Origin of the sequence: Bartonella sp. AP58NXGY, assembly GCF_042195785.1 — a bacterium.
Lineage (GTDB): Bacteria > Pseudomonadota > Alphaproteobacteria > Rhizobiales > Rhizobiaceae > Bartonella.
Genome location: NZ_JBHIOY010000015.1, coordinates 1 through 23,839, shown reverse-complemented (window position 1 = coordinate 23,839; position 23,839 = coordinate 1). Strand labels below are relative to the sequence as shown.

The following is a 23,839-nucleotide window of genomic DNA, read 5'->3' as shown; positions in this document are numbered from 1 at the left end:
TTGGACCTCTGGTTTTGCTAAAAAACCACCCCGAAAAGAACTCTTGATTCGTAATAATTAGAAGTATATTGCAAAATCATATTCCCTTAACTTTATTAAGACACCCCTCATGTTTTAAAATATAAATAAAAACATTATATTATTTTCTATAAAATACACATCATGTCCTTCTTGGGATCATGAACTTGAGTGGGTAGAGTTTTCTGGTGCTTTCAAAGAAGGCACTGTAGGACGCATGAAGCCTAAAAAAGGACAGAAAGTAACTTTTACGCTTGATAAAGTTATAAAAAACGTTTGCTTTTCTGATTATACTAAACTTCCTTTTACACGTATGAGTTTTGATCATGAATATATTTGTTCAACAAAATCGGGTTCTTCAAATAACAAAATTCGTCATACTGTAATTATGTCTGGCTTACTTGCTCCTGTATTTGGAATGATTATTGGATCAAAAATTAAGTTACATCTTCGTGATGCAATGATTGAAATGAGTAGACGTGCTCTTACTGAAAACAAAATCATCTCGTAAGGGTGTGCATTGATAAAGAAGTTAATACCTTAAAAAAGGTGCAGAAATTATAACTTATTATTAGAATGAAATCAGTTATGAATATACGATAAACCAATGAGCCACGGAGCATTTTTTAGTTAGCTGTTGAAATCGTGTCAGCATCTTACGGGATTAATTTTGCGCTAAAAATCTTATGAAATTCATTGAATTTTATTTTATATATAAAAGCTTATAAGATGCTCTCTTCATTGAAAATGAGAAAGTTTCAGAAGCTCATTGCTTCTCTTATGATGTAGGTCCATATCGTCATGATATTTGCCGGTTTCTAATGTTGCGATAGCTTTTGCATTTTAAGAGCATTCATGAGAGGTATTTAAATAGCTTTCATTCATACGCCACCTATTCGTGATAGACTAGAAAATAGTTGTGATTGATTCAAAATGAATAGGTTTGAAATGGAGAGAATTTTATGATTTTGGGCTCTTTTATACAAAGTACAAAATAATAAATTATCATTATAAATAAAAGTGTTGTTTTGATTAAAAGATTACAAGAACAAACAATTTCTTTGATCACTTTTCTAGAGAGTGCAGCTCTATAAAACTCTAGATGATAAAATAAAACACGCCTTAATTTTCATAAAAATTAATCTCGTATCGTTGTATATCTTTGATTCAAATGTTCAAAAAGTTGAATTTGTACAATGCGTACAGATATACCAGATTCTGCAATTTTTTTGTATCTCTGAAACGGGCAGACAACTTAATTTAGGGAGAATATGAATCCGTAAATGTAAAAACCAATTACAAGCCTCACCATCATTTTTAATTCAGCTTTACGGCTTTCAAAAGTATCTAAAGCAATATCTTTTAAATAACGGAGATTGTGTATTGCTTCACGTTTTTGTTTATCGCGTTCTTTAATGGGGTCATGCTCCTCACGTAAAACAGAGCGCCATTGGTTTGCCAATTCACGGGCTTGTTTTAAAGAAACATCTCTCAAGGTATCCAAGCCCATTTCACGCCGGCACCCGTGTATGGTATAACGGTAAATCCGTTGAGCACCCTTATCTTTACGCTTATGAAGTAACAAGCCGGCACCATCATTATATTTGCTAGCCCCAAATGTTGCGACAGCCCTTGGCACTTAAGACGGTTCATAAGAGGCATTTTTAGTCCTTTCTTATACAAATTTGATCCACACACTTATCCCGCTTGTAATGTGCAAACGAATGGTTTTGATTGATTCAAGATAAACAGATTTGAAATGAGAGAATCTTACGTTATTCGGGGTTCTAATTCAATATGAATAACGCTGAATTATCATTATAAATCAATATACTGAATCTTTTAAGACAATTATGAGCGATAAATTTTCCAAAATTAATTTAGGTGAATATGCTTATTGCAAACTGAATTGAGGGATAGATACAATGATGAGTATCATATACAAGTTTTATCGATTATTATTTTATAACAACGTTATGCTTCTTCATTTTTTAATGAAAGGGTGAGAGGGAAAAGTATTGATCTTAAATCAAAACCTGTTCAATATCTTAGGATTTTTGTTTCAGGAAAAAGAAGTTGGTCAAATTATGCTTGTTTAATAACAAAATAACCGATTAAGGATGACACATAAAAAAATGAGATGCTCTCGATTAGACGCATTAGAAACGAGAGAGAATATTATTATTATAGCTTATTTTTGACAAATATAAACAAGGAGTTCTCTTTGTGATGTTATGTCCATGAGGGTAAAGAAGTTTATGAATACTTATTTTGTTGAAACCATAATGAAAGGAAATGTTTTTTATTCCGTTTATATTTTCTTGATTCTTGCTTGGAAATTAAAGAATGCTATAGGAATGAAGGAAGTTGTTTGATTATCCAGAGGACATAAGGCTTGTAACTTAAGTCATTTTATGCTTTTCGAATTTTTGAGGATTTTGACTTAATTTCAAGTGTTATCGCTATTTGTTCTGTTGATTTGATGGTCAGTTCAGATTTGGCTTCTAAAATGATAAGGTCCAATGAGCAATCTTGCAACTAAAGAGATTTTACGACATATTGCATCTTTTCATAAAGAAGCGAAAAGGGAAATGATTTAATGCATTAAAAGAATGTATGAAATGTGCATAATTTTATGAATGAACACACAAGAGTTGTATTCTGATTTATATAAATTTGTCAGAGTGCTTATCAATGTACATAATACATAATTTAGGGAGTCTATAATGACTGACAAGAACCAGATTGAGAAAGCTGTTTCATTGGTTGAAGCAGCAAGGCGTTCTGGGGCCGATGCTGCTGATGCTGTTATTGTTCATGCACATTCCACCAGTGTATCTGTTCGTTTTGGGAAAGTCGAATCGACAGAATCTGCAGAGAGCAATGATTTTACTCTAAGGGTTTTTGTTGGAAAAAAAGTAGCAAGTGTTTCTGCTAATTTAGCGTCTTATCCGCAAGAACTTGCAGAACGTGCTATTGCAATGGCCAAAGCTTCTCCCGATAGTTTATTTGAAGGTTTGGCTGATAAAGAGTGTTTGGTTAAGAATCCTAAAGATCTTGATCTTTTTGATGATTTTGTACCCAGCAGTCATTTTTTAACAGAAGATGCTTTAAAAACGGAAGCAGCAGCTCTTGATGTTAAAGGAGTAAGCAATTCTGGTGGCGCTGCAACAGCTTATGGCCGTAGTGGGTTTATTCTTGTGACCAGCGATGGTTTTTGTGGAGCTTATCACTCTAGTTGTTTTTCACGTTCTTGTAGTGCTCTTGCAGGTGAAGGAACACAGATGGAGCGGGATTATGATTATACAACAGCCTTACATTTTTCTGATTTAGAGGCAGCAGAAACTGTGGGAAAGAATGCAGGGCTTGGTGCAGTTCGACGTTTGGGTGCAGTTCGTGCGGCGACTGGGGGCATTGATGTTATTTTTAATCCGCGTACGGCTCGTGGAATTGCAGGGCATATCGCATCTATGGTCAATGGAGCCTCTGTGGCTCGAAAAACGAGTCTTTTACAGAATTTCCTAGGAAAGGAAGTGATGAAGCCTAATGTTAATATAACCGATCAACCTTTGCGATTGCGTGGAAATGCTTCTCATCCTTTTGATGGAGAAGGGGTAGAGGGGCAAACACTCAATATTATTGAAAATGGTATTTTAAAAAATTGGCTTCTTTCATCATCTACAGCACGTGAATTGGGGCTTAAAACAAATGGACACGGTGTGCGTTCGGCATCATTAGTGCAGCCAACCAGTACAAATTTTGCTATTGAACCGGGTTTAGTATCGCCTTGCGATATGATAAAAGATTTGCGAAATGGATTTTATGTGACCGAATTATTCGGTCATGGCATTGATTTTATTACTGGTCAGTATAGTCGTGGGGCTTCCGGTTTTTGGATTGAAAATGGTGAAATTGCTTATCCGGTGAGTGAAGTAACGCTAGGCTCTGATTTGCTTCATATGTTAGCACATTTAACACCTGCCAATGATATTGATCGGCGTTATGGTACAGCAGCTCCAACATTATTAATTGAAGGGATGACACTTGCAGGAAAATAACACGCATCATTCTTCTGATTTAAATCTTTTGCGTGACGTTTGTCGAGAGGCAGGAGATTTAGCAATGCGGTATTTTGGATGCACGTTGGATGTCTGGATTAAAGAAGGTAATTCCCCGGTCAGTGAGGCAGATTTTGCTGTCGATCATTTCTTGAAAGAGAAGCTTCTTGGAGCACGTCCAAATTATGGATGGATTTCAGAAGAAACAAAAGATAATCGAGAACAACAAGATTATAAGCGCTCCTTTGTCGTTGATCCTATTGATGGAACACGTGGTTTTCTTTCTGGCAATCCTTATTGGTGTATTTCGGTTGCTATTATTGAGAATGGGCGTCCTATTGTGGGCGTTTTACAATGTCCGGCTCAAGGAGATGTTTATACAGCTGTAACGGGTGGAGGGGCAACATTAAATGGGATAAAACTTCCTCGTTTAGCCTTTCAGGTTCATCGAAAATATAAAATTTCACTTGATAAATCGCTCGCACAAAAATTACCAGATGATTTTCTCAATCAAGTCAGTCTTTACCATTATCTTCCTTCTCTTGCTTATCGTATTGTTCTTGTTGCTCAAGATGAAATTGATATCGTATTAGTTCGTCCGAATTGTCATGAATGGGATATTGCCGCTGCTGATCTTATTTTGCAGGAGTGTGGAGGGTGTTTTTTATCGCTTGATGCCCCTTTACTATCTTATGGAATTGAACCTTACCAGTATGGACTTTTAATTGCTGGTAAAAATAATTGCTGTCAAGATATGATAGATGTTGTTCGTCAAACAAAGTTAGTTTAATCATGTAAAAGCGCGCTAAAATAATCTAAATGATATGGAGGCACATATGACTGAAACCAACGAAAAAAAACAATATTTACATCTTGTATTTGGTGGGGAATTAAAAAATCTTAACAGTAATCAATTTAAGAATCCTGATGATTTAGATGTGGTTGGTATTTTCTCAGATTATCAATCCGCTCAAGAAGCATGGCAGGCAAAAGCACAAAGCAGTGTAGATAATGCATTACAACGTTATTACATTGTAGATTTGCATCAGTTTCTTGATGCTGAGTTAGGCGATGCAGAATAAAGCTTGAATATTGGGTCATTATAACCTGTAGATTGCTTCATGCTTTTGTTTAGTCGTCCTTTTCATAGGTACGTTCTTTGGGTAAAATAGAATGCCGTAAAAAAGAATATGCTTGTTGTTTAAAATTCATATGTTTTCTTAAGAAAACATCTCCCAAAACACCCAAGCCCATTTCATAATAGTGTCTGTGCAAGGTATAAAATCCATTATTGCACCACCATCTTTACGCTTAATAAAAATGCAAGACAGTTTCTATCAACCTATTTACAACAGCAATATTATCATGACAGCTATCACTCGAAGTTTATGATTATATTGTGAATAGTCACTCTGCTTTTGAATGGGATGAGACACTAATGCGTTAAGATTAATAAAAGGAGTAGCATTATTAATGATACCAATTACTACTCTGTTGAGATTATTAGCATTCGTTACTTATCTATTGGAATTTTTTCAACGAGTTATTACTATAAGCTTAGAAACCATGAAAGTCGTTAGAAATTTTACCAAAATTAGAAACTTAGAGAAACTGAATAGATTTATGAAGTTAACTTACCTCATAAGGGTTTCTTGAGTACTCGTTTAAAACTACAATCTATAAGTTAATCATTTTGTGTTGATTATATACAATCTTAAAAGGAATAATATATCATGCGACCTCCTGAAAAGAGAGGATTTAAAATTTTGAAAACTCTTATTTAAATTGCTTTAAGACTTTTAAGAAATTCTCTATTAAACAAGATTAGATTTTTCTGGATTACCTTTAAGAGATTATATCACAATTTAAAATGAGAACTCTATACTATTCAAAAGTTTTTTTAAGATTAGTTTGACATATTCATTTTATTGAAATGAAATAATAGAGATTGAGCTTCCTTTTAAACACATTTTATTTGTTGTATTTATATTAGGTTGTAATGTCTATATGGGTTATTTTTTGAAAAATTGACAATACCTAACATATGTAAAAATAAGCTTTTTCTCTAAAATACCAACGTGCAAAATTCAAAGTCTCACTAAAATCATAAGAAGTATTTATTCAGTGAGTTGAAAAAATTGATACAATCTATGTCATAGGTTTATCATTTATATTTTCAAAATTATAATCGGCTGAAATGTAGTTTTGTTATTTTTGAGTAAGGTTTTTTATAGGGTGCAGAATGAAGTTATAAAATCGATATAAGTTACAAAATTTAATTAAAAGAGATTTAAATAATGTGTATATGTATTGAATTTTCTCATGGATTAAGATTTTTTTATTTAAGATATGGATGATATTAAAAAATATGGATGCAACCAATAGTGTTGATGAATTTTTTAACAAAATAAGTATATAGATATCTTAAAATAGCTGGATGAGGTGATTTTAAATGGTAGAATTAAAGGCACATGCGGCTCTTTTAACCTATCGAATAATTGGTTTTTGCTTATGTCCTGTTATTCCTTTTTATTTATTTTTTCGTTCTATCCGTGGAAAAGAAGAGTGGTGTCGCAAAAAAGAGCGTTTAGGCAAAAGTTCTCATGCCCGTCCCCAAGGTTCGTTAGTTTGGTTGCATGCAGCAAGTGTTGGAGAAACACTTGCGCTTGTTCCACTTATTAATTATATTTTATCATTAAAAATCAATGTATTACTAACAACTGGGACGGTGACATCTTCCACTCTTGTAAAAAAACATTTTGGTCATCGGTTGATTCATCAATATGCTCCTTTGGATTTAGATTTTGCAGTGCAGCGTTTTATTCGTCATTGGAAGCCTGATCTCGTCTTGATTTGTGAATCAGAAATTTGGCCTCTCCGTATTAAAGAACTTGCCAAAATGCGTATTCCGCAGATTTTGGTTAATGCCCATATGTCTGAACGTTCTTTTAAAGCTTGGCAAAAACGACGTGTTCTTGCCAAACATATTTTTAAGGATATTGATTTGGCGATTGGTCAAAATGAAAGAGATGTGGCTTATTACCATACACTTGGCGTAAAATCTGTTACGTTTTCTGGTAATCTCAAGGCTGATGTTTTTCTGGTTGAAAATCAAGAATTGCTTGCACGTTATCGTAATGCTATCGGCAATCGCCCAGTTTGGGCAGCTGTTTCAACGCATGAAGGGGAAGAGGAGATTGCTTTTGAGGTCCATAAAATTGTTAAAAATTATTTGCCAGATTTATTAACAATTATTGTGCCTCGTCATCCTGAACGTTCAGAAGATCTTATCAGAAAATGCGATAATAAGGGGTTAAGTTTTATTCGTAGGAGTAGAGATGCTGTTCCAAACATGAATACCGATATTTTATGGGGAGATACAATTGGAGAAATGGGACTTTTTCTTCGCTTATCGAAAGTTTCTTTCGTTGGTAAGTCGTTATGTGGAAATGGTGGACACAATCCATTGGAGTTGGCTTTATTTGGCTCTGCTATTTTGACGGGGCCTCATGTTTCAAATTTTCAAGAGATGTTTGAACAATTTTTAACGCGTGATGCAGCATATATGGTTCAAGATACAAAACAGCTTGCTATTCAGGTGTATAGGCTTTTAACAAATGAAACATTGCGACAAGAAATGGTTGATAAGGCTCATGAAGTGGCAACAGGTATGGCAGGTGCACTTGAGCGCACATTAAAGATTTTAGATCCATTTTTACAACCCCTTGTAATACAAACGGGTTTACGTCAGCGTCAGGGTGGATATGCATATTAATGCGCCTCATTTTTGGTGGAAAAATAAAAGCTTTTTGCGTTTTTTATTAACTCCAATTTCATGGGGTTATGGTTATTTTTCACGTCGTTTTATGGCAAGACAGCCTCCCGTGATTGATCTTCCAGTTTTGTGTATTGGAAATTTTACATGTGGTGGTGCGGGTAAAACACCAGTTGTTATTGCTTTTGCCAAAGTGGCTAAAGAACTTGGTTTTGTTCCTGGTGTTGTATCACGTGGTTATGGTGGATCAGTTAAAGGGGTACATCTTGTAAATGAGAAATATGATACTCCACATAAGGTCGGAGATGAAGCACTTTTACTTGCACGGCATGCTTTTGTAGCTGTATCACCTAATCGTTATGCAGCGGCACAACGGCTTAAGCAAGAGGGATGTAATCTTATTTTAATGGATGACGGATTTCAAAGTCGCCGTCTTTATATGGATTATTCGTTACTCGTTGTTGATGCGATGCGCGGTTTCGGTAATGGAGCTGTCTTTCCAGCTGGACCTTTGCGCGTGCCATTAAAAACGCAGTTTTCTTTTATGGATAGTGTTTTATTGATTGGTCACTCAGATGTGCTTGATAATGTTGTTTTTCTTGTTTCTCGTACTGGAAAGCCTTTATATCGTGCTCATCTTAAAGCCAGTGCCTCTGATGAAGTTGCAGGAAAATCATTTTTGGCATTTGCCGGTATTGGCAATCCAGATAAATTTTTTAAATCTATTAAAGAACTGTCTGGTCATGTAGTGCAAACTTACATGTATCCAGACCACTATTTTTTCACAGATGAAAATTTACATAGCCTTATACAAAAGGCTAAAATGCACAATTTATGGCTAGCAACAACAGCTAAAGATTATATTCGTATACAGACAATTCATACGAAAAAAGATTTGAAAAATCTTATTGTCTTTGATGTGAATGTTGATTTTGTTCAAAAAGATTTTTGTCGTATGGTCCTTGAGGAGGTTATGACCCGCTTTAGAAAACGTTCCCTTGAATTTTCTTATTTAAAAAGCAAAGGCTAAATTTATAGCTTTCGAGGATTTATTTTTCTGTTGTTTTTAACAATTGCTTAAGATATGGGTTGCACTCAAGTTCGCGCTGATAGGAGATTTCACAACTAGCATATGCTTCTTGGCGGTGATGATTCCAATATTTTAAATCATCTATAAGGATTTTTTGCCCGCTAACAGCACAAATGGTATAGGTACCATATTCTATAATGTCATATCCGTTATTAGAATAATGAATTTTTGCTTCGCGTTCACCATTGGAAAACATTATAATTCCTTTTTACTTGATACAAGAGATTCAAAAAAGTGCCATAAAATATATTATAAAGTCGAGAGTAAATTTAAAGATATTTTTCTTGTCAAAATGGTTAAGAGTTTATTTTCTACCAAAAAGCCGTTCTATATCTGCCAATTTGAGTTCAATATAAGTAGGGCGTCCATGATTACATGTACTTGTATTAGGTGTTGCTTCCATTTGTCGTAATAGTGTGTTCATTTCTTCGGGGTGTAAAAGACGCCCTGACCGTATTGAGCCGTGACAAGCCATCGTTGCTGCAACATAATCAAGCATTGCTTTTAAATTGTTTGTTGTATCATACTCAGCGGCTTCATCTGCAAGATCTTTAATAAGAGCTTGGATGTTTATCTCTCCTAACATGGAAGGGGTTTCACGCACAACAATTGCTCCTGGTCCAAATGGTTCTATGCTTAATCCAAATTTTTGCAAAGCATCTTTATGCGTTAAAAGGCATGTTGCATCCTCTTCAGAGAGTTCTACAATTTCAGGAATAAGTAATAACTGTGAAGGAAGTGGTTTGGAATAAAGTGCATTTTTGAGTGCTTCATAAACTAATCGTTCATGAGCTGCATGCTGATCGACAATGATCAAACTATCTTGTGTTTGGGCGATAATATAGTTTTTATGAATTTGTGCTCTGGCCGCTCCTAGTGGATAAGATAACTCTTCTGATGAAGGTATCGTGCTTGGAATGTATGCATCTCCACTTGGTATATTTAAGCCCTCCATAATAGGAGTAGCATCTTCTTTTAAACCAAAAGAACTAGTAATATCTAAGGGTTTGTGAACCATTGAAGCGCTGGTAAAATGATGAGGCTGTGGGCTATAAGAAGAGAACTGGTGAGTGTTCTTAAAATTGCCTGATGGTTGTTGTGCCAATGGTTGTTGTATTTGAAATGCAGCTAGCGTTGCTTCAGAACGGGTTGAAGTCGGACGAATACCAGATTGCTGCAATGCTTCACGAATAGCTCCAACGATCAAACCACGAATTAATCCTGGGTCACGGAATCGTACATCAGCTTTGGCTGGATGGACATTAACATCTACCTCCGCAGGTGGGAGATCAATAAAAAGAATAGCGACAGGATAACGATCACGGGGCATGACATCAGCATAAGCACCTCGGAGTGCACTCCATAGAAATTTATCACGCACGGGACGCCCATTAACATAAGCAAATTGATGTAGGCTGTTATTTCGGTTAAAAGATGGCAAACAAGCAAAACCCGTTAAGCGCACTGCTTCGCGTTCAGCATTCAGCGCAATGCTATTAGGGGCGAATTCTTTTCCCATAATTTGCGTAATACGTTGTAATTGTCCTTGAGTATTATTTTCTGTAGCAGACAGTTCTATAGATGTTCTGTCTAGTCCTGAAAGAGAAAAGCGGATATGTGGAAATGCGATAGCAATTCGCTTAATCATATCGCTAATAGCATTTGTTTCAGCCCGATCAGTTTTCATAAATTTTAATCGTGCTGGTGTGACAAAGAAAAGATCACGAACTTCAACAATTGTTCCAGGATTTGCAGCAGCTGGCTTGGGACCTACAATTTTTCCTGCAGTAACGGAAATTTCAGCAGCGCTCTCAGCATTTTTTGTTCGTGAAGTGAGTTTAAGTTTCGCAACGGAACCAATAGAGGGGAGGGCTTCTCCTCTAAACCCAAGGAAGCAGATATTGTGTACATCATCGGTAATCTTTGAGGTACAATGGCGAGAAACTGCTAGAGTTAACTGATCTGCAGGAATCCCACAACCATTATCACTAACTTTGATAAAATTTTTTCCACCATTTGCTGTAATGATTTCAATGCGCGTTGCACCAGCATCAATAGCGTTTTCAACAAGTTCTTTGACAACATTTGCTGGTCGTTCAATAACTTCACCAGCGGCGATTTGATTAATAATATTTTCGCTAAGATGGCGTATAATCATAATAAATTCTAACAGGAATCTTAAGGGTTCTATAAGAAATTATGATAACACCATTTGCGCGACATTCAAGAATAAGAGAGCATGAAAATATTATTTTTACAACACCTCTTGTTTACTTTTAAAGAGAGGCAAAATGTTCTTCATTATTCAAAGTATTTTATTTTATGTTAACAAATCAGTTTGAAAAAACAAAAAAATAGTTTTTATCACCTTAAAAATGGCTTGCACCAACGGATCATCTAGGTCAAAAAGAAATACAGTAAAAAGGGAAGGCAATATATATGGCGCGTATAAGCGGTATTTTAGCAGATAGTGATATACAAGCTTTGATTGATAATAATTTTCTCAAGGCTCAGTATCCATTTGATAGATCTCAAATACAACCAGCAAGCCTTGATCTTCGTTTAGGGGAGAAAGCTTATCGTATACGTGCTTCTTTTATGCCGGGTTCTGATGCAAAAGTTTTGGATAAGCTTGAACGGTTAAAGTTGCATGAGTTTGATTTACAAGACGGAGCCGTTTTAGAAACGGGGTGTGTTTATATTGTTCCTCTTTTGGAAACTTTAGCTTTACCAGAATTTTTATCTGCTGTTGCCAATCCCAAAAGTTCTACGGGGCGATTAGATGTTTTTACACGTGTCATTACGGATAATGCTCAGGAATTTGATAAAATTTGCGCTGGTTATCATGGTCCACTTTATTTGGAAGTTAGTCCACGAACATTTCCAATTTTGGTACGTACTGGCTCACATTTATCACAGCTTCGGTTTAGAAAGGGGCAAAGTTATTTAAATGAAATTGAGTTGCACACTTTGCAAAGGCAAGAAACACTGATATCGGAAGATCTTCCTAATATTAGTGCTGATGGTATTGGACTTTCTATTAATTTAAAGGGAGATGAAAACGGGCTTATAGGTTATCGTGGTAAACATCATACAAGCGTTATTGATATTGATAAACGCGCCGTTGCTCACGTTTTAGATTTTTGGGAACCTCTTTTTGGTCGAGATCAAAGAGAGCTAGTTCTTGATCCTGATGAGTTTTACATTTTAGTTTCACGAGAGTCTGTTCATGTGCCTCCGCTTTATGCCGCAGAAATGACTCCTTTTGATCCTTTAGTTGGTGAGTTTAGGGTGCATTATGCAGGCTTTTTTGATCCAGGATTTGGGCATATGGAAGCGGGTGGAAAAGGAGCAAGAGCGGTTTTAGAAGTGCGGAGCCATGAAGTTCCTTTTATCTTAGAGCATGGCCAAATGATTGGCCGTTTGGTCTATGAACATATGCTTAATCGTCCCTCAACCCTTTATGGACATGATGTTGGATCACATTATCAAGCACAGGGTTTAAAGTTGTCTAAGCATTTTAAATGAGTTGGAAACCACGAATTTTGATAACATATACGCAGGAAATATATTGTGAATAAAAGAAAAGTTTTTGTTCTTAAAAAAACCGGCGTTATGCATTCTATTTTCAGTTTTCAAGATTAGGGCTTTGTATTTGAGAGGATAAGAGAGGCTTTATTTCTTTTTTCAAGCGTTTTTATCCATATAAATTCTCGTTTATGATGCGGAAAAGAATAGTTTTGCTTATTTTATTATGAAAAAATCTAAAATGAAAGAATTTGGCTGTAGTCAATTTTTATTCAATATGTCATGCATATGTATTGTGATAATAAATCAATAATTTACTGATTCGACATAACAGAGGATTGCTTGCTTTTCAAAGAAAATAAGCAAGACTGGATGTTGCACTTTGCTTCATTTTTTTTTAAGCTTAAGTGGCCAGTATATTTTATTTTGTATAAAAATTATCATTAAAAGAAGATAAATAAGTTTTTCACGGCAGTTCAGGAATAATTTTTTTAATGAATAGTGTTCTAATTTTAGAAAGACATTTATAGCCTCAAGATATAATATCGCTAGAAAATGCTTTAACTAAAGGTAAAGCATTTCATGAGTATGAACATTAGATGAGTATGAACATTAAAAGTTTTTTACACTTTATGTAAATTAGGCACGGTATATTTTTATAAACTTTCATGACAAGTAACAGGTTTCAGTTTTGAATATTGATATGAGAAGATTTTTAGATGTACGCGACAACTTTATTTAAAGTATTAATTAAAGGTTTTTTTCATCTTTTGGGGGGGGTATGGTTTATCTTTAATGAGTATAGACTTTCTATTTTTATAAACGATAAGGACTCTTTGGAGGGAAAAACTACTTTAAATGACAACGCACTAAGTTGTAAAGCAATTGCTCACGAAGAGGTATTTGTTTAAAGAGAGTATAACATTTCAACTGTATATGAACAATGTATAAGTGGGTACGGTATTAATGCTGCTCCTATACTATGAGATTTTAAATTGGGAAAAGAGAAATAAAGACGTTGTTTTTATCAATTAGTTTTTTTAGAAAAGTGCAATTTCTGTTACCTTTATCAATTCAATAGAGGGTTTTGGGAGAACATTGAAGAGGAAGGTACACGGTTTTTTTTATGCATTTTAGGGTATCTTCCCTTTTGATTCAGGAATAATGGTGCCATCAATGATTATTTCTTCAACATTTGATTATCGTAAGGCAGCAAAGCGTCGTCTTCCCCCCTTTCTTTTTCACTATATTGATGGTGGGGCTTATGCTGAAGAAACGATGCGACGTAATTGTACAGATCTTCAAGCACTTGCACTGCGTCAAAGGATTCTATGCCACGTTGGTGAAGTTGATCTTTCAATCAAGCTTTTTGATCAGACACTTGGTCTACCGATTGTGCTCGCACCTGTTGGGCTAACGGGCATGTATGCACGTCGTGGTGAGGTAAAAGCAGCGCGTGCTGCGGCAGTAAAAAGGATCCCTTTTACGCTATCTTCGGTTTCAGTTTGTTCCATTGAGGAAGTTCAGAAAGTGGTTGGAGATGCATTTTGGTTTCAACTTTATGTTCTCAAAGATCGTGGCTTCATGCGTGATGCACTAGAGCGGGCTTGGTTAGCTGGTGTACGCACGTTGGTTTTTACAGTTGATATGCCTATTCCTGGTGCACGTTATCGTGATGCGCATTCAGGGATGTCTGGTCCTTATGCTGGATTACGCCGTTTTTTACAAGCTTTTACGCATCCACATTGGGCTTGGAACGTTGGTGTTATGGGGCGCCCTCATGATCTTGGAAATGTTTCCACTTATCTCAAAAAGAAGATTGCATTGGATGATTATGTTGGTTGGCTTGGTGCCAATTTTGATCCCTCAATTGGTTGGCATGATCTACAATGGATTCGCGATTTTTGGAAAGGAAAAATGATTCTGAAAGGTATTCTTGATCCAGAAGATGCGCGAGAAGCCGTACGGTTTGGTGCTGATGGTATTGTTGTTTCCAATCACGGTGGACGCCAGCTTGATGGTGTATTATCAACAGCACGAGCGTTGCCTGAAATTGCAGATGCTGTAAAGGATCATTTGACTATTTTAGCGGATTCTGGTGTTCGTTCTGGTCTTGATGTTGTACGCATGATAGCACAAGGTGCGGATGCTGTTATGATTGGCCGTGCTTTTGTTTATGCGCTTGCAGCAGCTGGTAAGAAAGGTGTTATGCATCTCCTTGATCTTTTTGCCAACGAAATGCGGGTAGCTATGACACTCACCGGTACTCAGACAATCAAAGATATTACACGCAAGAGTTTAGTGAATACAGATATTTTTAAGCTCTAAAAGCAGTATAATATACTGCTTTTAGAGAAAGAAAGTCTTTTTATAGATGAACATAATTGTGTATTTTACAGATATGTTGACCATAAGCATTAAATAGAAAAGCTAAAACATCTCTTCTATAAAATCACAGAAAATACTCAATCACTACAATAATAAAGAAAAAAGCTTAATAATAATCAACATAGAAAAAACACAAATAACTTTGTATATATTTTTATTTACTTTATTAAAAGCTCATTCTATGGATAAAAAGGAACAAGCGCTGATATTAAAGGTAAAACAACTGTTGATATAGAAAAAATAGATATAAATAATGCTGTAAGCATTTTTCCCTCCTATATAAAAACATTAATTACTTCTTTTCCATATTAGCATAAAACGGAAATTTATAAACTTCATTTAGTTTTAATTAAATACGGAATAATATTAATTATGGTATATAAATAAAATTATTAAAAATGTCAATATGTATTATTATAATCTATAATTATAATAAAAAATTGATCTAATAAATAATATTTCTATAATCTATATATTATCTATATTGAGTTTATTGAATAATATTATTATATGGATATGATATTGTTTTTTATGGAGTACGTTTTTAAGCAATGAAAGTGTACTGTTTTTAGAAAAGCTCATTTACTATGAGCAAAGCTGCGCAACTTAATAGGCTTACCTGTCTTATTTTCTTGCATCCTTAATGATTTATGATGTTTTTGAACTGGTGAGCATATTAGAGAATAGTTTAATATTTTGTGTATATTATGTAATTTCTAATATTACTTTTGTTATACTTCCTTTATTGATTCCATAATGTGTTAAAACCTTTAGTCAGTTTTCATTGCAGATAGGCTTATTTGGTATCTTAAATGATACAAATTGGCATTTAATGTTTTGTTCCATAAACGGTATAGTCATTACAACTGCAAGCCTTCTATTGATATTATTTCTTCACAAATAACTACAGATTTATAGCATTTACATAACTCTAACACAGATATATTATCTAAAAATCGAATTATTGCTACGCTTATAACCGTTGATATAATTTTAGAGTTTTTCAGTGGCATCAAAACAAATCTGGTGAGTCTCTCCAGTAGCAAGGAAGAGAATATCTTTTCTCTTTTTTATAACAAAAGCTTTATGAATAGCGATTTTTAAAGCATCATTATGAATATTTTTAACAGCGCGCTTTTCTCAATGTATATAAACGGGTTATAGGATGACTGAGAGTGGAAAAAATTGCAGCTTTTGTTTTTTTATTATTGGCAGAAGTAATGATGTGTATGTTCATAATAGTACAAAGAGAAGAAAAATCAGAAATAGCATGATGTGTAGCTCTCAGTGGCCTATAATGAATACCAGCGCTAATGCCAATCAGTTAAACAGGGTTTTCACAAGAAACAACATCTGTTTTTATTTGTTTAAGTGCACGTGTTGTCAAAAAACAAGCCAGCGAAACAACAAATGTTTTTTTTCACAGGAGGCAAGAGCTGCTGCAACGTCGATTAAATTTGGTTTGGCAATTCCAGCTTTTACAATATATTCTAGAGATCATTTTGCAAATTGATCAATTTGTCCAGATATTCTTGAATCCGCCGTAAAAACAGTAATATCCTTATCAAATTGCGCTATTTTATTAAGAATCTTATTAAGATCTTCAAGGTTGAAAAATTTCATAGAAGTTTGTGCTGTCATGATGAGGAGTATACAAACGCATTTTCTCATAAATTGAATTTTTTCAATTTCATTGACAGAAATATTATATTTCTCATTTATTGAAACTTTATGATGTCAGTTTATATCATTTTCCATGGAGGAAATACCACATCTCTTTAATGTATTCATAAATATAGCTTGTTGGTTTATCTTGATAAAATGAAAGTAATCCTAACGCCCTTTTTAATCTATGTTATATCGTGTCCATTAATTTTTACAATATGCCATCTAAAACTTGTAAATTGATCTGTGAAGAGTTCTTTTTTCATTAAGGCATCTGTTTTATCAGTAATTTGAAGCCGATTTCTATCAACAATCGCAATGAGATGGCTGAGTGTATAATATGCTGAAAAAAGTGCAGCCTTCCAAACAGATGCCTCTATCATTTTTCCATCGCCAAAAAGCACGAACGCACGGTAGGATTGAGAATTAAGCTGTCCAGAAAAAGTCATATAAATCATGGCTAAGAGAATCCGTATTTTGCTCAATTCTAGGGACTTTTTGGGTTACATGGCCAATAAAATCTGAACTAAATTATAAATAAGCATCAAAATATCCTATTTCTTATAATATACAATATTTCAACCGTATGTCCTTTACTTTGAATATATCAATCGCGATGAAGATCATAAATACGCATTGGGTTTATTTGAAGAAATATTTGTATAAGATATTATACAATCAATATAGAAGAGAATTCCCGTTGTATGACCGGATTTTGCTTTTCTAATGAATTCAAGTATTTTAAGATACAGATCAGGAGCATAAATTACATCATGAACATCCGATTTATAGGTTGCATCAGCCATACTTTCCCCCTTTAGAAGAATTATAAAATAATCACTTCATTGCAATTGTATAGACTATTTACTCTTTATTATTAACAAGTTAGCATTGTTATTTTATTGATCAACATTGTAACAGTCCTTATATTTAAACAGACTCATAAAGAGGTATTTTAATTTTTTTCTTTCAGTGTTTTTTATTCACACATTCATCCCGTTTGTGACATGAAAGTGAATAGTTTTGATTGATTTATCATGAACAGATTTGAAATAAGAGAATTTTACGATATTAAGTTTTTTCATTTAACATAAAAAACAATAAATTATCATTATCCTATTATGCCGTAAAACACCGTTGTTTAGAGTGGTGATATAAGGCATGGAAAGATTTACATATTAAATGTTTTTAAATATCGTGATCAGTATTCAGGGCATGAATTTCCCGTAGAGTCTATGAAGTGAACCGCATAAGTGGTCAGCGGTAGGAACCTGCCGAGAAAAGCTAGACTGTTGACAGTCTGGCGGGTAGGAACCTCCATCCTTTAGGGTAGGGAGGAGGTCAAGAATCAAATTATTATAGGATATATAAGAAGGGGTGGCTTTACCGCGCTGTGGGGAGTGTTTCTTTATCACTCGAGAGAAGATTGGAAATCATGTCGGATCAATTTCTTTTGCTCTAAGGGGTCGTGGAGAAATTAATGTTTTATGGTAAGTTTTTTGGGAGACACACCGCTATGAAAAGATAAGCAAATATACTGCAGAAAATACCCTAGAAACACTAAATAAAAGAAAAAAAATATCAGGAAATAAAACTGGGGAGGAACAAAAAATCAAAGAAGCAAAGAGCTTTTTTGATGAGTCGTGATGCTTATAGAGACCAAAATCCAAACTTTAAATTTGGGTTCGAGGCTAAGCAATTGGGGTAACTTGATCGAATTGCTCTCATAAGCAATGGGATAATGCTTATTCTATGGCTGAATGAAAAGGAAAAGCTTTTTTTCTCTTTAAATAAAGGATAACTTGTTACCTAACCAATGGGAAGAGATTGCAAGCAACTCGTTCAATGCAAGACAATTTAACATCGCAGCTGCTTTATTATTATTTGAAGCCATGAGAAGATGGCTAAAATAGATAAAAAAATGATGGGTACATTTTAAGATAGTAAATTGATACAAGATTTTTTATCAAAATATACAAACTTTTCTAACATGCTACGAATAAATCTAAAAAATGTATACTAAATATAAAAAACAGTGCTACATGCGTGCAGACTAGGCTTTAGAACCGAAAATCAAAGTGTATAAAAATGGGCAAGGAGGTATTGAGGCATATCATTTTTTATGATTCAATAAAAAATGAGAATTAAAGAAAAATTTCTATATCAAAAATTAAAGGTGACCTAAAAGGTAGACGAGAAGGTGAATTAAAAGAGGGTGATTCATAGGTTTCAGCATCTTTTGTAAGGCATTTCTTCGCGGTAGATATTTTACTGGAACAAGATTGTGGTTGAATGTTCGAAAAGACGATACGCACTCTATGATTTTTCCGTTATACGCATTACAATAAACGTCGTGAAAAGGAGACTGGTTCTTGTCACGTTGTTTGCCTAAGAGAGTACGTGCTTTTTCTGTTGCTTGTAAATCAACATTCGACCCTAATGCAGCCGCATGTTTGAGACACATATTGAGATGAATAAGAGCTCTATCAGCTGTTGCTGTTTTTGTGTGCCAAATGGGGGGGCGAGAGTGTTGCGTATCTCTGTTTGTGTAATCTCTGAAACGGGTAGACGGCCTAATTAGGGGAGAATATGGAGTTTTAGGGGTAAAAGCTAACGCCCATCTTTACCATTATTCTTGAGTTCTGCTTTACGATTTTCAAAAGCGTCTAGAGCAATATTTTTTAAATAATGGAGATTGCTTATTACCTTTCGCTTTTGTTTATTACGTTCTTTAATGGGTTACGACCTTCATGCAAAGCAGAACACCATTGATTTGCTAGTTCATGGGCTTTTTTTAGAGACATGTTAAGGCATCCAAATCCATTCCACGGCGTTGACCATGAATGGAACGATAAGCCATTGAGCTCCCCATCTTTACGCTTATGAAGAAGCAAGCCGGCATCATCACACAATTTTGCCAGCTCGTGGGTGTTGCGACACCTTTGGCATTTAAGACGGTTCATAAGAGCCATTTTTATTCCTTTCTTATATAAATTTTATCACACACTCATTCCGCTTGTAATATGCAAGCAAGCGATTTTGATTGATTCAACATACACAAATTTGAAATGAGAGAATCTTACGATATTCGGGGCTCCAATTCAATATGAATAAAGCTAAATTATCCATATAAATCAATATATTATCCTGTTACAAACTTTCTTTAAAAGAAGCGCGTGAGCTTGCAAGATATGACAGTGATATTTTTAAAGAAGGTAATGATCTCGTTTTATTTCTGGAACAAATTATCTTAAAACAATAAAGCAATATCTTTAAAGAAGTTGTTTGAGTGATTATTGAAAGTAAAAAAAAGCTGGGTTAAAAAGTGAAGGAAAAAATGGTTATTGGTTTTCTTCACTAGAATTGCCTATTGTTTTTCACGAGGGTAGCTTACCTATAGAAAAATTAACAGCCAACATCATTCACAATGCTTTCGCACCACTTTAGCATGAAAAGGCAGCTTCAGTGTGAGAGTATTTACTTTATCTTCAATGTCATTACAGTTAGAAAGCTCAAATAACACCATTCATAAATCGCAATAAAAAACCAATACCATTATTCATGGTACAGTTCCGTGGATTAGTTTTCTCAAGCTTGCCAGATCTCTAGATATTATTTTTATTGAAAGCACCCCTTTTTTGTATCATCACGTCTTTATACGGCGTAGCGAGGTAATCCATAAAATCCTTTCTCATCTTGTTTTGAGAGTATAACAGGGATACCCTTAGAATATATCGATACACTCAATCATTTTACGCAAATATAACCGCTTAAATCCTTTGGTTTTCATTTGAGCACCTTTGTCATTCCAATTAATTAATGAACCATCAAAGTGCTTAAATCCTTTAAGTGTTGCTGCTTTTAATCTGAATGCATTCACCTCTTTCAAATTTTTTCATCGAGTAATGTCTCAGAGGAATCGTATTTTATCATTTTATTTTCTGTTTATGTTTCCAACCACATAAACGTTCACCTTGTTCGTTATGTTTTAGAATATCTCTCGCCAAATTCGGACTAATGACATTGATATCTTGTCGATTCAGATAAATGGGCAGCCATCCAATACAAGAAGTTCGTTCATTCGTCGCGCAACCAGTTAGAAAGCTTAGTGCGCACATCAGCATCACTTTTCTTGTTAATTTCATTTTCTACCTCAAGCCGTGTTTTTGCTATCTTGAAAGTTTCATTTGTTTGCTTTTGTTTCTCAACTTTTTTTCCAAGGAAAAAGGCTTTCACTAAAGCTATAAGAAAAGCTGCTATGATCGCTGACGTCATTGTCAGATATTTTTTTATCCATAAGATCATAGACGGTGTTCCTGAAAGCGTTTAGCAATATAGACCATAGCTGTACAAGCTGCTAAAACCATAATACCTGCTAAAACCCATTGAACAGGACCATTTCCCGCAAAAAGTCCTCCAAGCCCTGAAAAAGAACCTATGATTGGTGCAAGAGCTTCTATTTTACAAATACCTGTTACACCTTCTGATTCTACTACATGATAATTGGGAGCAACGTGAGCCCCTTTTGCCCATAATCCTGCTTCGGCTGCGCGACGATTAACAAGACCTTGGATACGTTTTCCTCCTACTCTTGTCCATTTTTGCAATTCTGCCGGTACTGCTTCATATTCACCTTTATTGAGCTTTTTTAAAAGTGTAGAATTACAAAAGGCTGTTATTCCTACATTATAGCAAAATGATACTAATGCTGCAAATTGTTCATCGTTTAAAAGAACGATAACGGCTTTTTCAACAACGGCTTCACATTCTTTCAAGTCTTGATAAAGGATTTTTTCAGCCTCTTTTTCCGTAATTTGCATGTCTTTATGGACAGCTGGTGCACCAGCTGCACTTGTATGTCCATAACCAATTGTCCATACACCACCGGAATCTTCATAGGCTTGTAAACGTAAGCCTTCCAATTGCTTAATCAGTGTAAGCCCTTCTTTTGATATTTTTCGCATTATTCTATCCTATAAAAAAACCTACAAAAAGCAGGATATGAATTAAAAACTTACATTTACTCATTAAAAAAACGAAACATTGAAAGGGTCTCATAACACTAAAATCACTATAATAGGCCCCGTAAAAACTCATATCGTTTTTTTGTTGGAACAAAAATTGCGCTAATCACTATTATTTTTCAGTAATTGATCTCCTCTCTGTTTAAAAGACAAGAACTTTTAATAAACCAAATTTATAATCAACGAAACTCCATTCACAAACTCTAATAGTTGATCTAGAATGATTTAAAGGAATTTTACTTGAAAAAATCAATATTTTCCAATATCTCTAGTGAAGACAAGTTCTTTTCAATAAAAATAAGAAATGTAATAATTGAAAAAATAATAGATATTGGTTTTTAAATAATTATATAATCTATAACTTACGTAGTAGAAATTTTTATAAAAACAAAAAGAGATATTATAATCAAGCATTATACATCTACCAATTATCTTAGAATCAACATACTTAACACATAATGTATTATACATATTTAATCAAAAAAGCTATAATTAATTTAATCATGCTTTATTTTTTTCTCTAATTGCTTAATTTACTTAAAAACATACCTTTATGAATGATGTGAAATAAACTATTACATAAAACATAATGAATATTTTCTCCCTCTCTTAGTAGTCTGTTTCCAACTGAAACAATATATCATTAGAGCATATTCAACATATAGACCAATGCTATTTGATAGTTTTGTAAAGAATATTGTCTTGTAATAAACTTGAACGATGAGTTATGTTTCATGTATTTTCTTTTCATATGAATAACGCCTTCGTCTTCTTTCATATGAAGTGTTTTGTGGAGCGTTCGGGGACAATGGTGGCATCTTTGTCTGGTGTTGTATTGGCTACCTTTTCGCAACATCTTAAACAAATCAATCAAGCTGTTGAAATCTTTTTAGGAGCAATAGCAGAAGAGATGCAAAGGATTTTGACAAAATTCGCTTGAAGTTATGGGGAGACTTTCTCCTCCCAGCATCTCCACCCATTTATGTAATATAAAAAAATAAGGAAAAAGTCCTTCACTAAAGCTAAATGAGATGATTTTTAATAATAGCTGATAGACATATCGCAACCATGAATGTGCACAGCTTTTTAGCGTATCCACAACAATAATTCGCAATTGGGTGCTTCAAGGACTATATCCAAAACCGTATAGGATAGGTAAAGCAGTGAAGTGGAAAAAAGAGATTTTAGCACGTACTTTAAAGAAGGGTAACCAATAATAATTAAATCAATAAGTTATATTTGTAGTAAGGGGATAGTTGAGTTTTGATTTTATTACGTTTTTTTGTCTCTATCCCTAACTTTTTTGGAGCTTTTGTATCGATTCAAGAGCGAGTTTTTTGCGATCTGCGCTCTTTGTGTAGAGAGATGCCATGGCGTCATCTGTCCAGCCAAAGAGTGCTTTCAATTGTGATACTGTTGCCCCGGAATTAGCCGCGCGTGTGGCTGCTAATTTTCTCAATCCATGCGCCGATTTTTTTATGCCTGCTTGGATACATGCCTTATAGAATAGAGTTCCGAAGTTTTCTTTGGAGAGTGCTTTTCGCCTTTTATTACAGATAAATGTTTCTTCTCCAATAGGACCAACTTCAAGCGTTTTGGCTAATTCTGGCAAAATTGGGAGAAAGACATCTGTTTGAAATTGGCTCTTTTCTGTTTTGATGTGAATGATATTATCTTTGACGTCTTTCCAGCCAATGCGGACCGCATCACCACGACGCAAACCCGTGTAAAGAAGAACATCAATCCAAACACGTTCATGGGTACCATGTGACCAGCGTTGGTAATATTTTTCAACATCTTCTTCTGTCCAAACGGGAAAGCCCTCTTTATTTTTAAGAGGAGGTCTTGTGATACCTAAAGTAGGGTTGCTTTCCAAAAGTCCTTGTTCAATCGCCCATTTAAAAAGCCCATTTAGGGATTGTAGAAAGTCTCTAGCCATTGCTGGTGTTTCTTTGCGCCGTTCAACACCGGCTATGATATGTTTCTTTTCGATTGCTTGGTATGAAATGTGTCCTATAGTATCGCATACTTTCATAAGAGTGTATTCTCTTTGTTTCTTTGTGGCTTTAGCGAGGTTATGCCAATTGGAGCTATTAAGATACTGTTTAAGGAGCCATGCAAATGAACCTTCGACTAGCTTACCGGTTTTGGATTTAGGGAGTATAAGCCCTTGTAATTCGGCAAGTGCGCTTTTGTAGTTGTCAACAAACTCTTGCGTTCCATAGGTTCCGCGTATTCTAATACGTGGTCCATGACCAATACGTACATACCATATAATTTTACCATGACGTGT

General features: G+C 34.7%; 17 protein-coding genes and 5 pseudogenes. 11 read left to right on the top strand and 11 right to left on the bottom strand.

The window, feature by feature from the left end; genetic code table 11:
- Nucleotides 1-166: 166 nt before the first annotated feature.
- A pseudogene (locus tag ACFINC_RS08350) lies at nt 167-529 on the top strand (hypothetical protein); the annotation flags it as partial.
- 721 nt (nt 530-1,250) lie between these two features.
- Here ACFINC_RS08350 and ACFINC_RS08345 read toward each other — a convergent pair.
- Nucleotides 1,251-1,680 (bottom strand): annotated as a pseudogene (locus ACFINC_RS08345) (integrase arm-type DNA-binding domain-containing protein); the annotation flags it as partial.
- Nucleotides 1,681-2,744: 1,064 nt separating this feature from the next.
- Between ACFINC_RS08345 and ACFINC_RS08340 the strand changes: the two are divergent.
- From ACFINC_RS08340 to lpxK, 5 genes are all read left to right on the top strand, one after another.
- The gene (locus tag ACFINC_RS08340) at nt 2,745-4,076 is read left to right on the top strand and encodes a TldD/PmbA family protein (RefSeq protein ID WP_375616899.1); all 1,332 of its coding nucleotides are present in this window, start codon (nt 2,745-2,747) and stop codon (nt 4,074-4,076) included.
- Nucleotides 4,063-4,866, top strand: a complete 804-nt coding sequence (locus ACFINC_RS08335; protein ID WP_375616898.1) for a 3'(2'),5'-bisphosphate nucleotidase CysQ — start codon at nt 4,063-4,065, stop codon at nt 4,864-4,866. Before ACFINC_RS08340 ends, ACFINC_RS08335 begins: the two co-directional genes overlap by 14 nt.
- Before the next feature lie 46 nt (nt 4,867-4,912).
- The gene (locus ACFINC_RS08330; protein WP_375616897.1) at nt 4,913-5,158 is read left to right on the top strand and encodes a DUF4170 domain-containing protein; all 246 of its coding nucleotides are present in this window, start codon (nt 4,913-4,915) and stop codon (nt 5,156-5,158) included.
- Between the two features lie 1,370 nt (nt 5,159-6,528).
- Nucleotides 6,529-7,851: a lipid IV(A) 3-deoxy-D-manno-octulosonic acid transferase gene (gene waaA / locus ACFINC_RS08325; RefSeq protein ID WP_375616896.1), complete on the top strand. Its 1,323-nt coding sequence runs from the start codon at nt 6,529-6,531 to the stop codon at nt 7,849-7,851.
- A complete protein-coding gene (gene lpxK / locus ACFINC_RS08320; protein ID WP_375616895.1) occupies nt 7,841-8,881 on the top strand; it encodes a tetraacyldisaccharide 4'-kinase in 1,041 nt (346 codons plus the stop codon). Before waaA ends, lpxK begins: the two co-directional genes overlap by 11 nt.
- 19 nt (nt 8,882-8,900) lie before the next feature.
- Here the strand turns inward: lpxK and ACFINC_RS08315 are convergent, their stop codons facing one another.
- Together ACFINC_RS08315 and mutL are read right to left on the bottom strand one after the other, a co-directional pair.
- The gene (locus ACFINC_RS08315; RefSeq protein WP_375610836.1) at nt 8,901-9,137 is read right to left on the bottom strand and encodes a DUF2093 domain-containing protein; all 237 of its coding nucleotides are present in this window, start codon (nt 9,135-9,137) and stop codon (nt 8,901-8,903) included.
- 108 nt (nt 9,138-9,245) lie between these two features.
- Entirely contained in the window at nt 9,246-11,099 is a 1,854-nt protein-coding gene (gene mutL / locus ACFINC_RS08310; RefSeq protein ID WP_375616894.1) for a DNA mismatch repair endonuclease MutL, read from the bottom strand.
- A 281-nt stretch (nt 11,100-11,380) separates the two neighbouring features.
- On the opposite strand from mutL, the gene ACFINC_RS08305 reads away from it, so the two are divergent.
- Entirely contained in the window at nt 11,381-12,469 is a 1,089-nt protein-coding gene (locus ACFINC_RS08305) for a 2'-deoxycytidine 5'-triphosphate deaminase (protein ID WP_375608066.1), read from the top strand.
- Between the two features lie 1,176 nt (nt 12,470-13,645).
- Nucleotides 13,646-14,797 (top strand): FMN-dependent L-lactate dehydrogenase LldD, encoded by a 1,152-nt coding sequence (gene lldD / locus ACFINC_RS08300; protein WP_375616893.1) that lies wholly within the window; start codon nt 13,646-13,648, stop codon nt 14,795-14,797.
- A 1,557-nt stretch (nt 14,798-16,354) separates the two neighbouring features.
- Here lldD and ACFINC_RS08295 read toward each other — a convergent pair.
- The 4 genes and pseudogenes from ACFINC_RS08295 to ACFINC_RS08280 form a co-directional block, all read right to left on the bottom strand.
- Nucleotides 16,355-16,528, bottom strand: a complete 174-nt coding sequence (locus tag ACFINC_RS08295) for a hypothetical protein (RefSeq protein ID WP_375616892.1) — start codon at nt 16,526-16,528, stop codon at nt 16,355-16,357.
- A 179-nt stretch (nt 16,529-16,707) separates the two neighbouring features.
- On the bottom strand, nt 16,708-16,980 hold the full coding sequence (locus ACFINC_RS08290; RefSeq protein WP_375616891.1) for a hypothetical protein: 273 nt from the start codon (nt 16,978-16,980) through the stop codon (nt 16,708-16,710).
- A gap of 165 nt (nt 16,981-17,145) precedes the next feature.
- Nucleotides 17,146-17,328: a hypothetical protein gene (locus ACFINC_RS08285; RefSeq protein WP_375616890.1), complete on the bottom strand. Its 183-nt coding sequence runs from the start codon at nt 17,326-17,328 to the stop codon at nt 17,146-17,148.
- A 1,556-nt stretch (nt 17,329-18,884) separates the two neighbouring features.
- Nucleotides 18,885-19,494 (bottom strand): annotated as a pseudogene (locus tag ACFINC_RS08280) (phage integrase central domain-containing protein); the annotation flags it as partial.
- 182 nt (nt 19,495-19,676) lie between these two features.
- Between ACFINC_RS08280 and ACFINC_RS08275 the strand changes: the two are divergent.
- Nucleotides 19,677-19,966, top strand: a pseudogene (locus tag ACFINC_RS08275) (integrase); the annotation flags it as partial.
- 485 nt (nt 19,967-20,451) lie between these two features.
- Here the strand turns inward: ACFINC_RS08275 and ACFINC_RS08270 are convergent.
- The 3 genes from ACFINC_RS08270 to ACFINC_RS08260 are packed head-to-tail and all read right to left on the bottom strand — an operon-like array spanning nt 20,452 to nt 21,486.
- Nucleotides 20,452-20,667 (bottom strand): hypothetical protein, encoded by a 216-nt coding sequence (locus ACFINC_RS08270; protein ID WP_375616889.1) that lies wholly within the window; start codon nt 20,665-20,667, stop codon nt 20,452-20,454.
- Nucleotides 20,600-20,827: a hypothetical protein gene (locus ACFINC_RS08265; RefSeq protein WP_375616888.1), complete on the bottom strand. Its 228-nt coding sequence runs from the start codon at nt 20,825-20,827 to the stop codon at nt 20,600-20,602. The genes ACFINC_RS08270 and ACFINC_RS08265 overlap by 68 nt, the downstream gene beginning before the upstream one ends.
- Complete coding sequence (locus ACFINC_RS08260) at nt 20,824-21,486, bottom strand: lysozyme (RefSeq protein ID WP_375616887.1); 663 nt, start codon at nt 21,484-21,486, stop codon at nt 20,824-20,826. The genes ACFINC_RS08265 and ACFINC_RS08260 overlap by 4 nt, the downstream gene beginning before the upstream one ends.
- Nucleotides 21,487-22,336: 850 nt before the next feature.
- Between ACFINC_RS08260 and ACFINC_RS08255 the strand changes: the two genes are divergently transcribed.
- Both ACFINC_RS08255 and ACFINC_RS08250 read left to right on the top strand, forming a co-directional pair.
- Nucleotides 22,337-22,486 carry a hypothetical protein gene (locus ACFINC_RS08255; RefSeq protein WP_375616886.1) on the top strand — a complete coding sequence of 50 codons (150 nt, stop codon included), beginning with the start codon at nt 22,337-22,339 and terminating at the stop codon, nt 22,484-22,486.
- A 130-nt stretch (nt 22,487-22,616) separates the two neighbouring features.
- Nucleotides 22,617-22,763 (top strand): annotated as a pseudogene (locus ACFINC_RS08250) (helix-turn-helix transcriptional regulator); the annotation flags it as partial.
- 77 nt (nt 22,764-22,840) lie between these two features.
- Here ACFINC_RS08250 and ACFINC_RS08245 read toward each other — a convergent pair.
- The coding region (locus tag ACFINC_RS08245) for a tyrosine-type recombinase/integrase (protein ID WP_375616885.1) at nt 22,841-23,839 on the bottom strand (999 nt) is incomplete at its 5' end.

Excerpts from the sequence above, each read along its gene's own strand:
- ACFINC_RS08340 (WP_375616899.1), top strand. The coding sequence starts at position 2,745 with ATGACTGACAAGAACCAGATTGAGAAAGCTGTTTCATTGGTTGAAGCA.
- ACFINC_RS08330 (WP_375616897.1), top strand. The coding sequence starts at position 4,913 with ATGACTGAAACCAACGAAAAAAAACAATATTTACATCTTGTATTTGGT.
- waaA (WP_375616896.1), top strand. The coding sequence starts at position 6,529 with ATGGTAGAATTAAAGGCACATGCGGCTCTTTTAACCTATCGAATAATT.
- lpxK (WP_375616895.1), top strand. The coding sequence starts at position 7,841 with ATGCATATTAATGCGCCTCATTTTTGGTGGAAAAATAAAAGCTTTTTG.
- ACFINC_RS08315 (WP_375610836.1), bottom strand. The coding sequence starts at position 9,137 with ATGTTTTCCAATGGTGAACGCGAAGCAAAAATTCATTATTCTAATAAC.
- mutL (WP_375616894.1), bottom strand. The coding sequence starts at position 11,099 with ATGATTATACGCCATCTTAGCGAAAATATTATTAATCAAATCGCCGCT.
- ACFINC_RS08305 (WP_375608066.1), top strand. The coding sequence starts at position 11,381 with ATGGCGCGTATAAGCGGTATTTTAGCAGATAGTGATATACAAGCTTTG.
- lldD (WP_375616893.1), top strand. The coding sequence starts at position 13,646 with ATGATTATTTCTTCAACATTTGATTATCGTAAGGCAGCAAAGCGTCGT.
- ACFINC_RS08295 (WP_375616892.1), bottom strand. The coding sequence starts at position 16,528 with ATGAGAAAATGCGTTTGTATACTCCTCATCATGACAGCACAAACTTCT.
- ACFINC_RS08290 (WP_375616891.1), bottom strand. The coding sequence starts at position 16,980 with ATGATTTATATGACTTTTTCTGGACAGCTTAATTCTCAATCCTACCGT.
- ACFINC_RS08285 (WP_375616890.1), bottom strand. The coding sequence starts at position 17,328 with ATGGCTGATGCAACCTATAAATCGGATGTTCATGATGTAATTTATGCT.
- ACFINC_RS08270 (WP_375616889.1), bottom strand. The coding sequence starts at position 20,667 with ATGAAATTAACAAGAAAAGTGATGCTGATGTGCGCACTAAGCTTTCTA.
- ACFINC_RS08265 (WP_375616888.1), bottom strand. The coding sequence starts at position 20,827 with ATGATCTTATGGATAAAAAAATATCTGACAATGACGTCAGCGATCATA.
- ACFINC_RS08260 (WP_375616887.1), bottom strand. The coding sequence starts at position 21,486 with ATGCGAAAAATATCAAAAGAAGGGCTTACACTGATTAAGCAATTGGAA.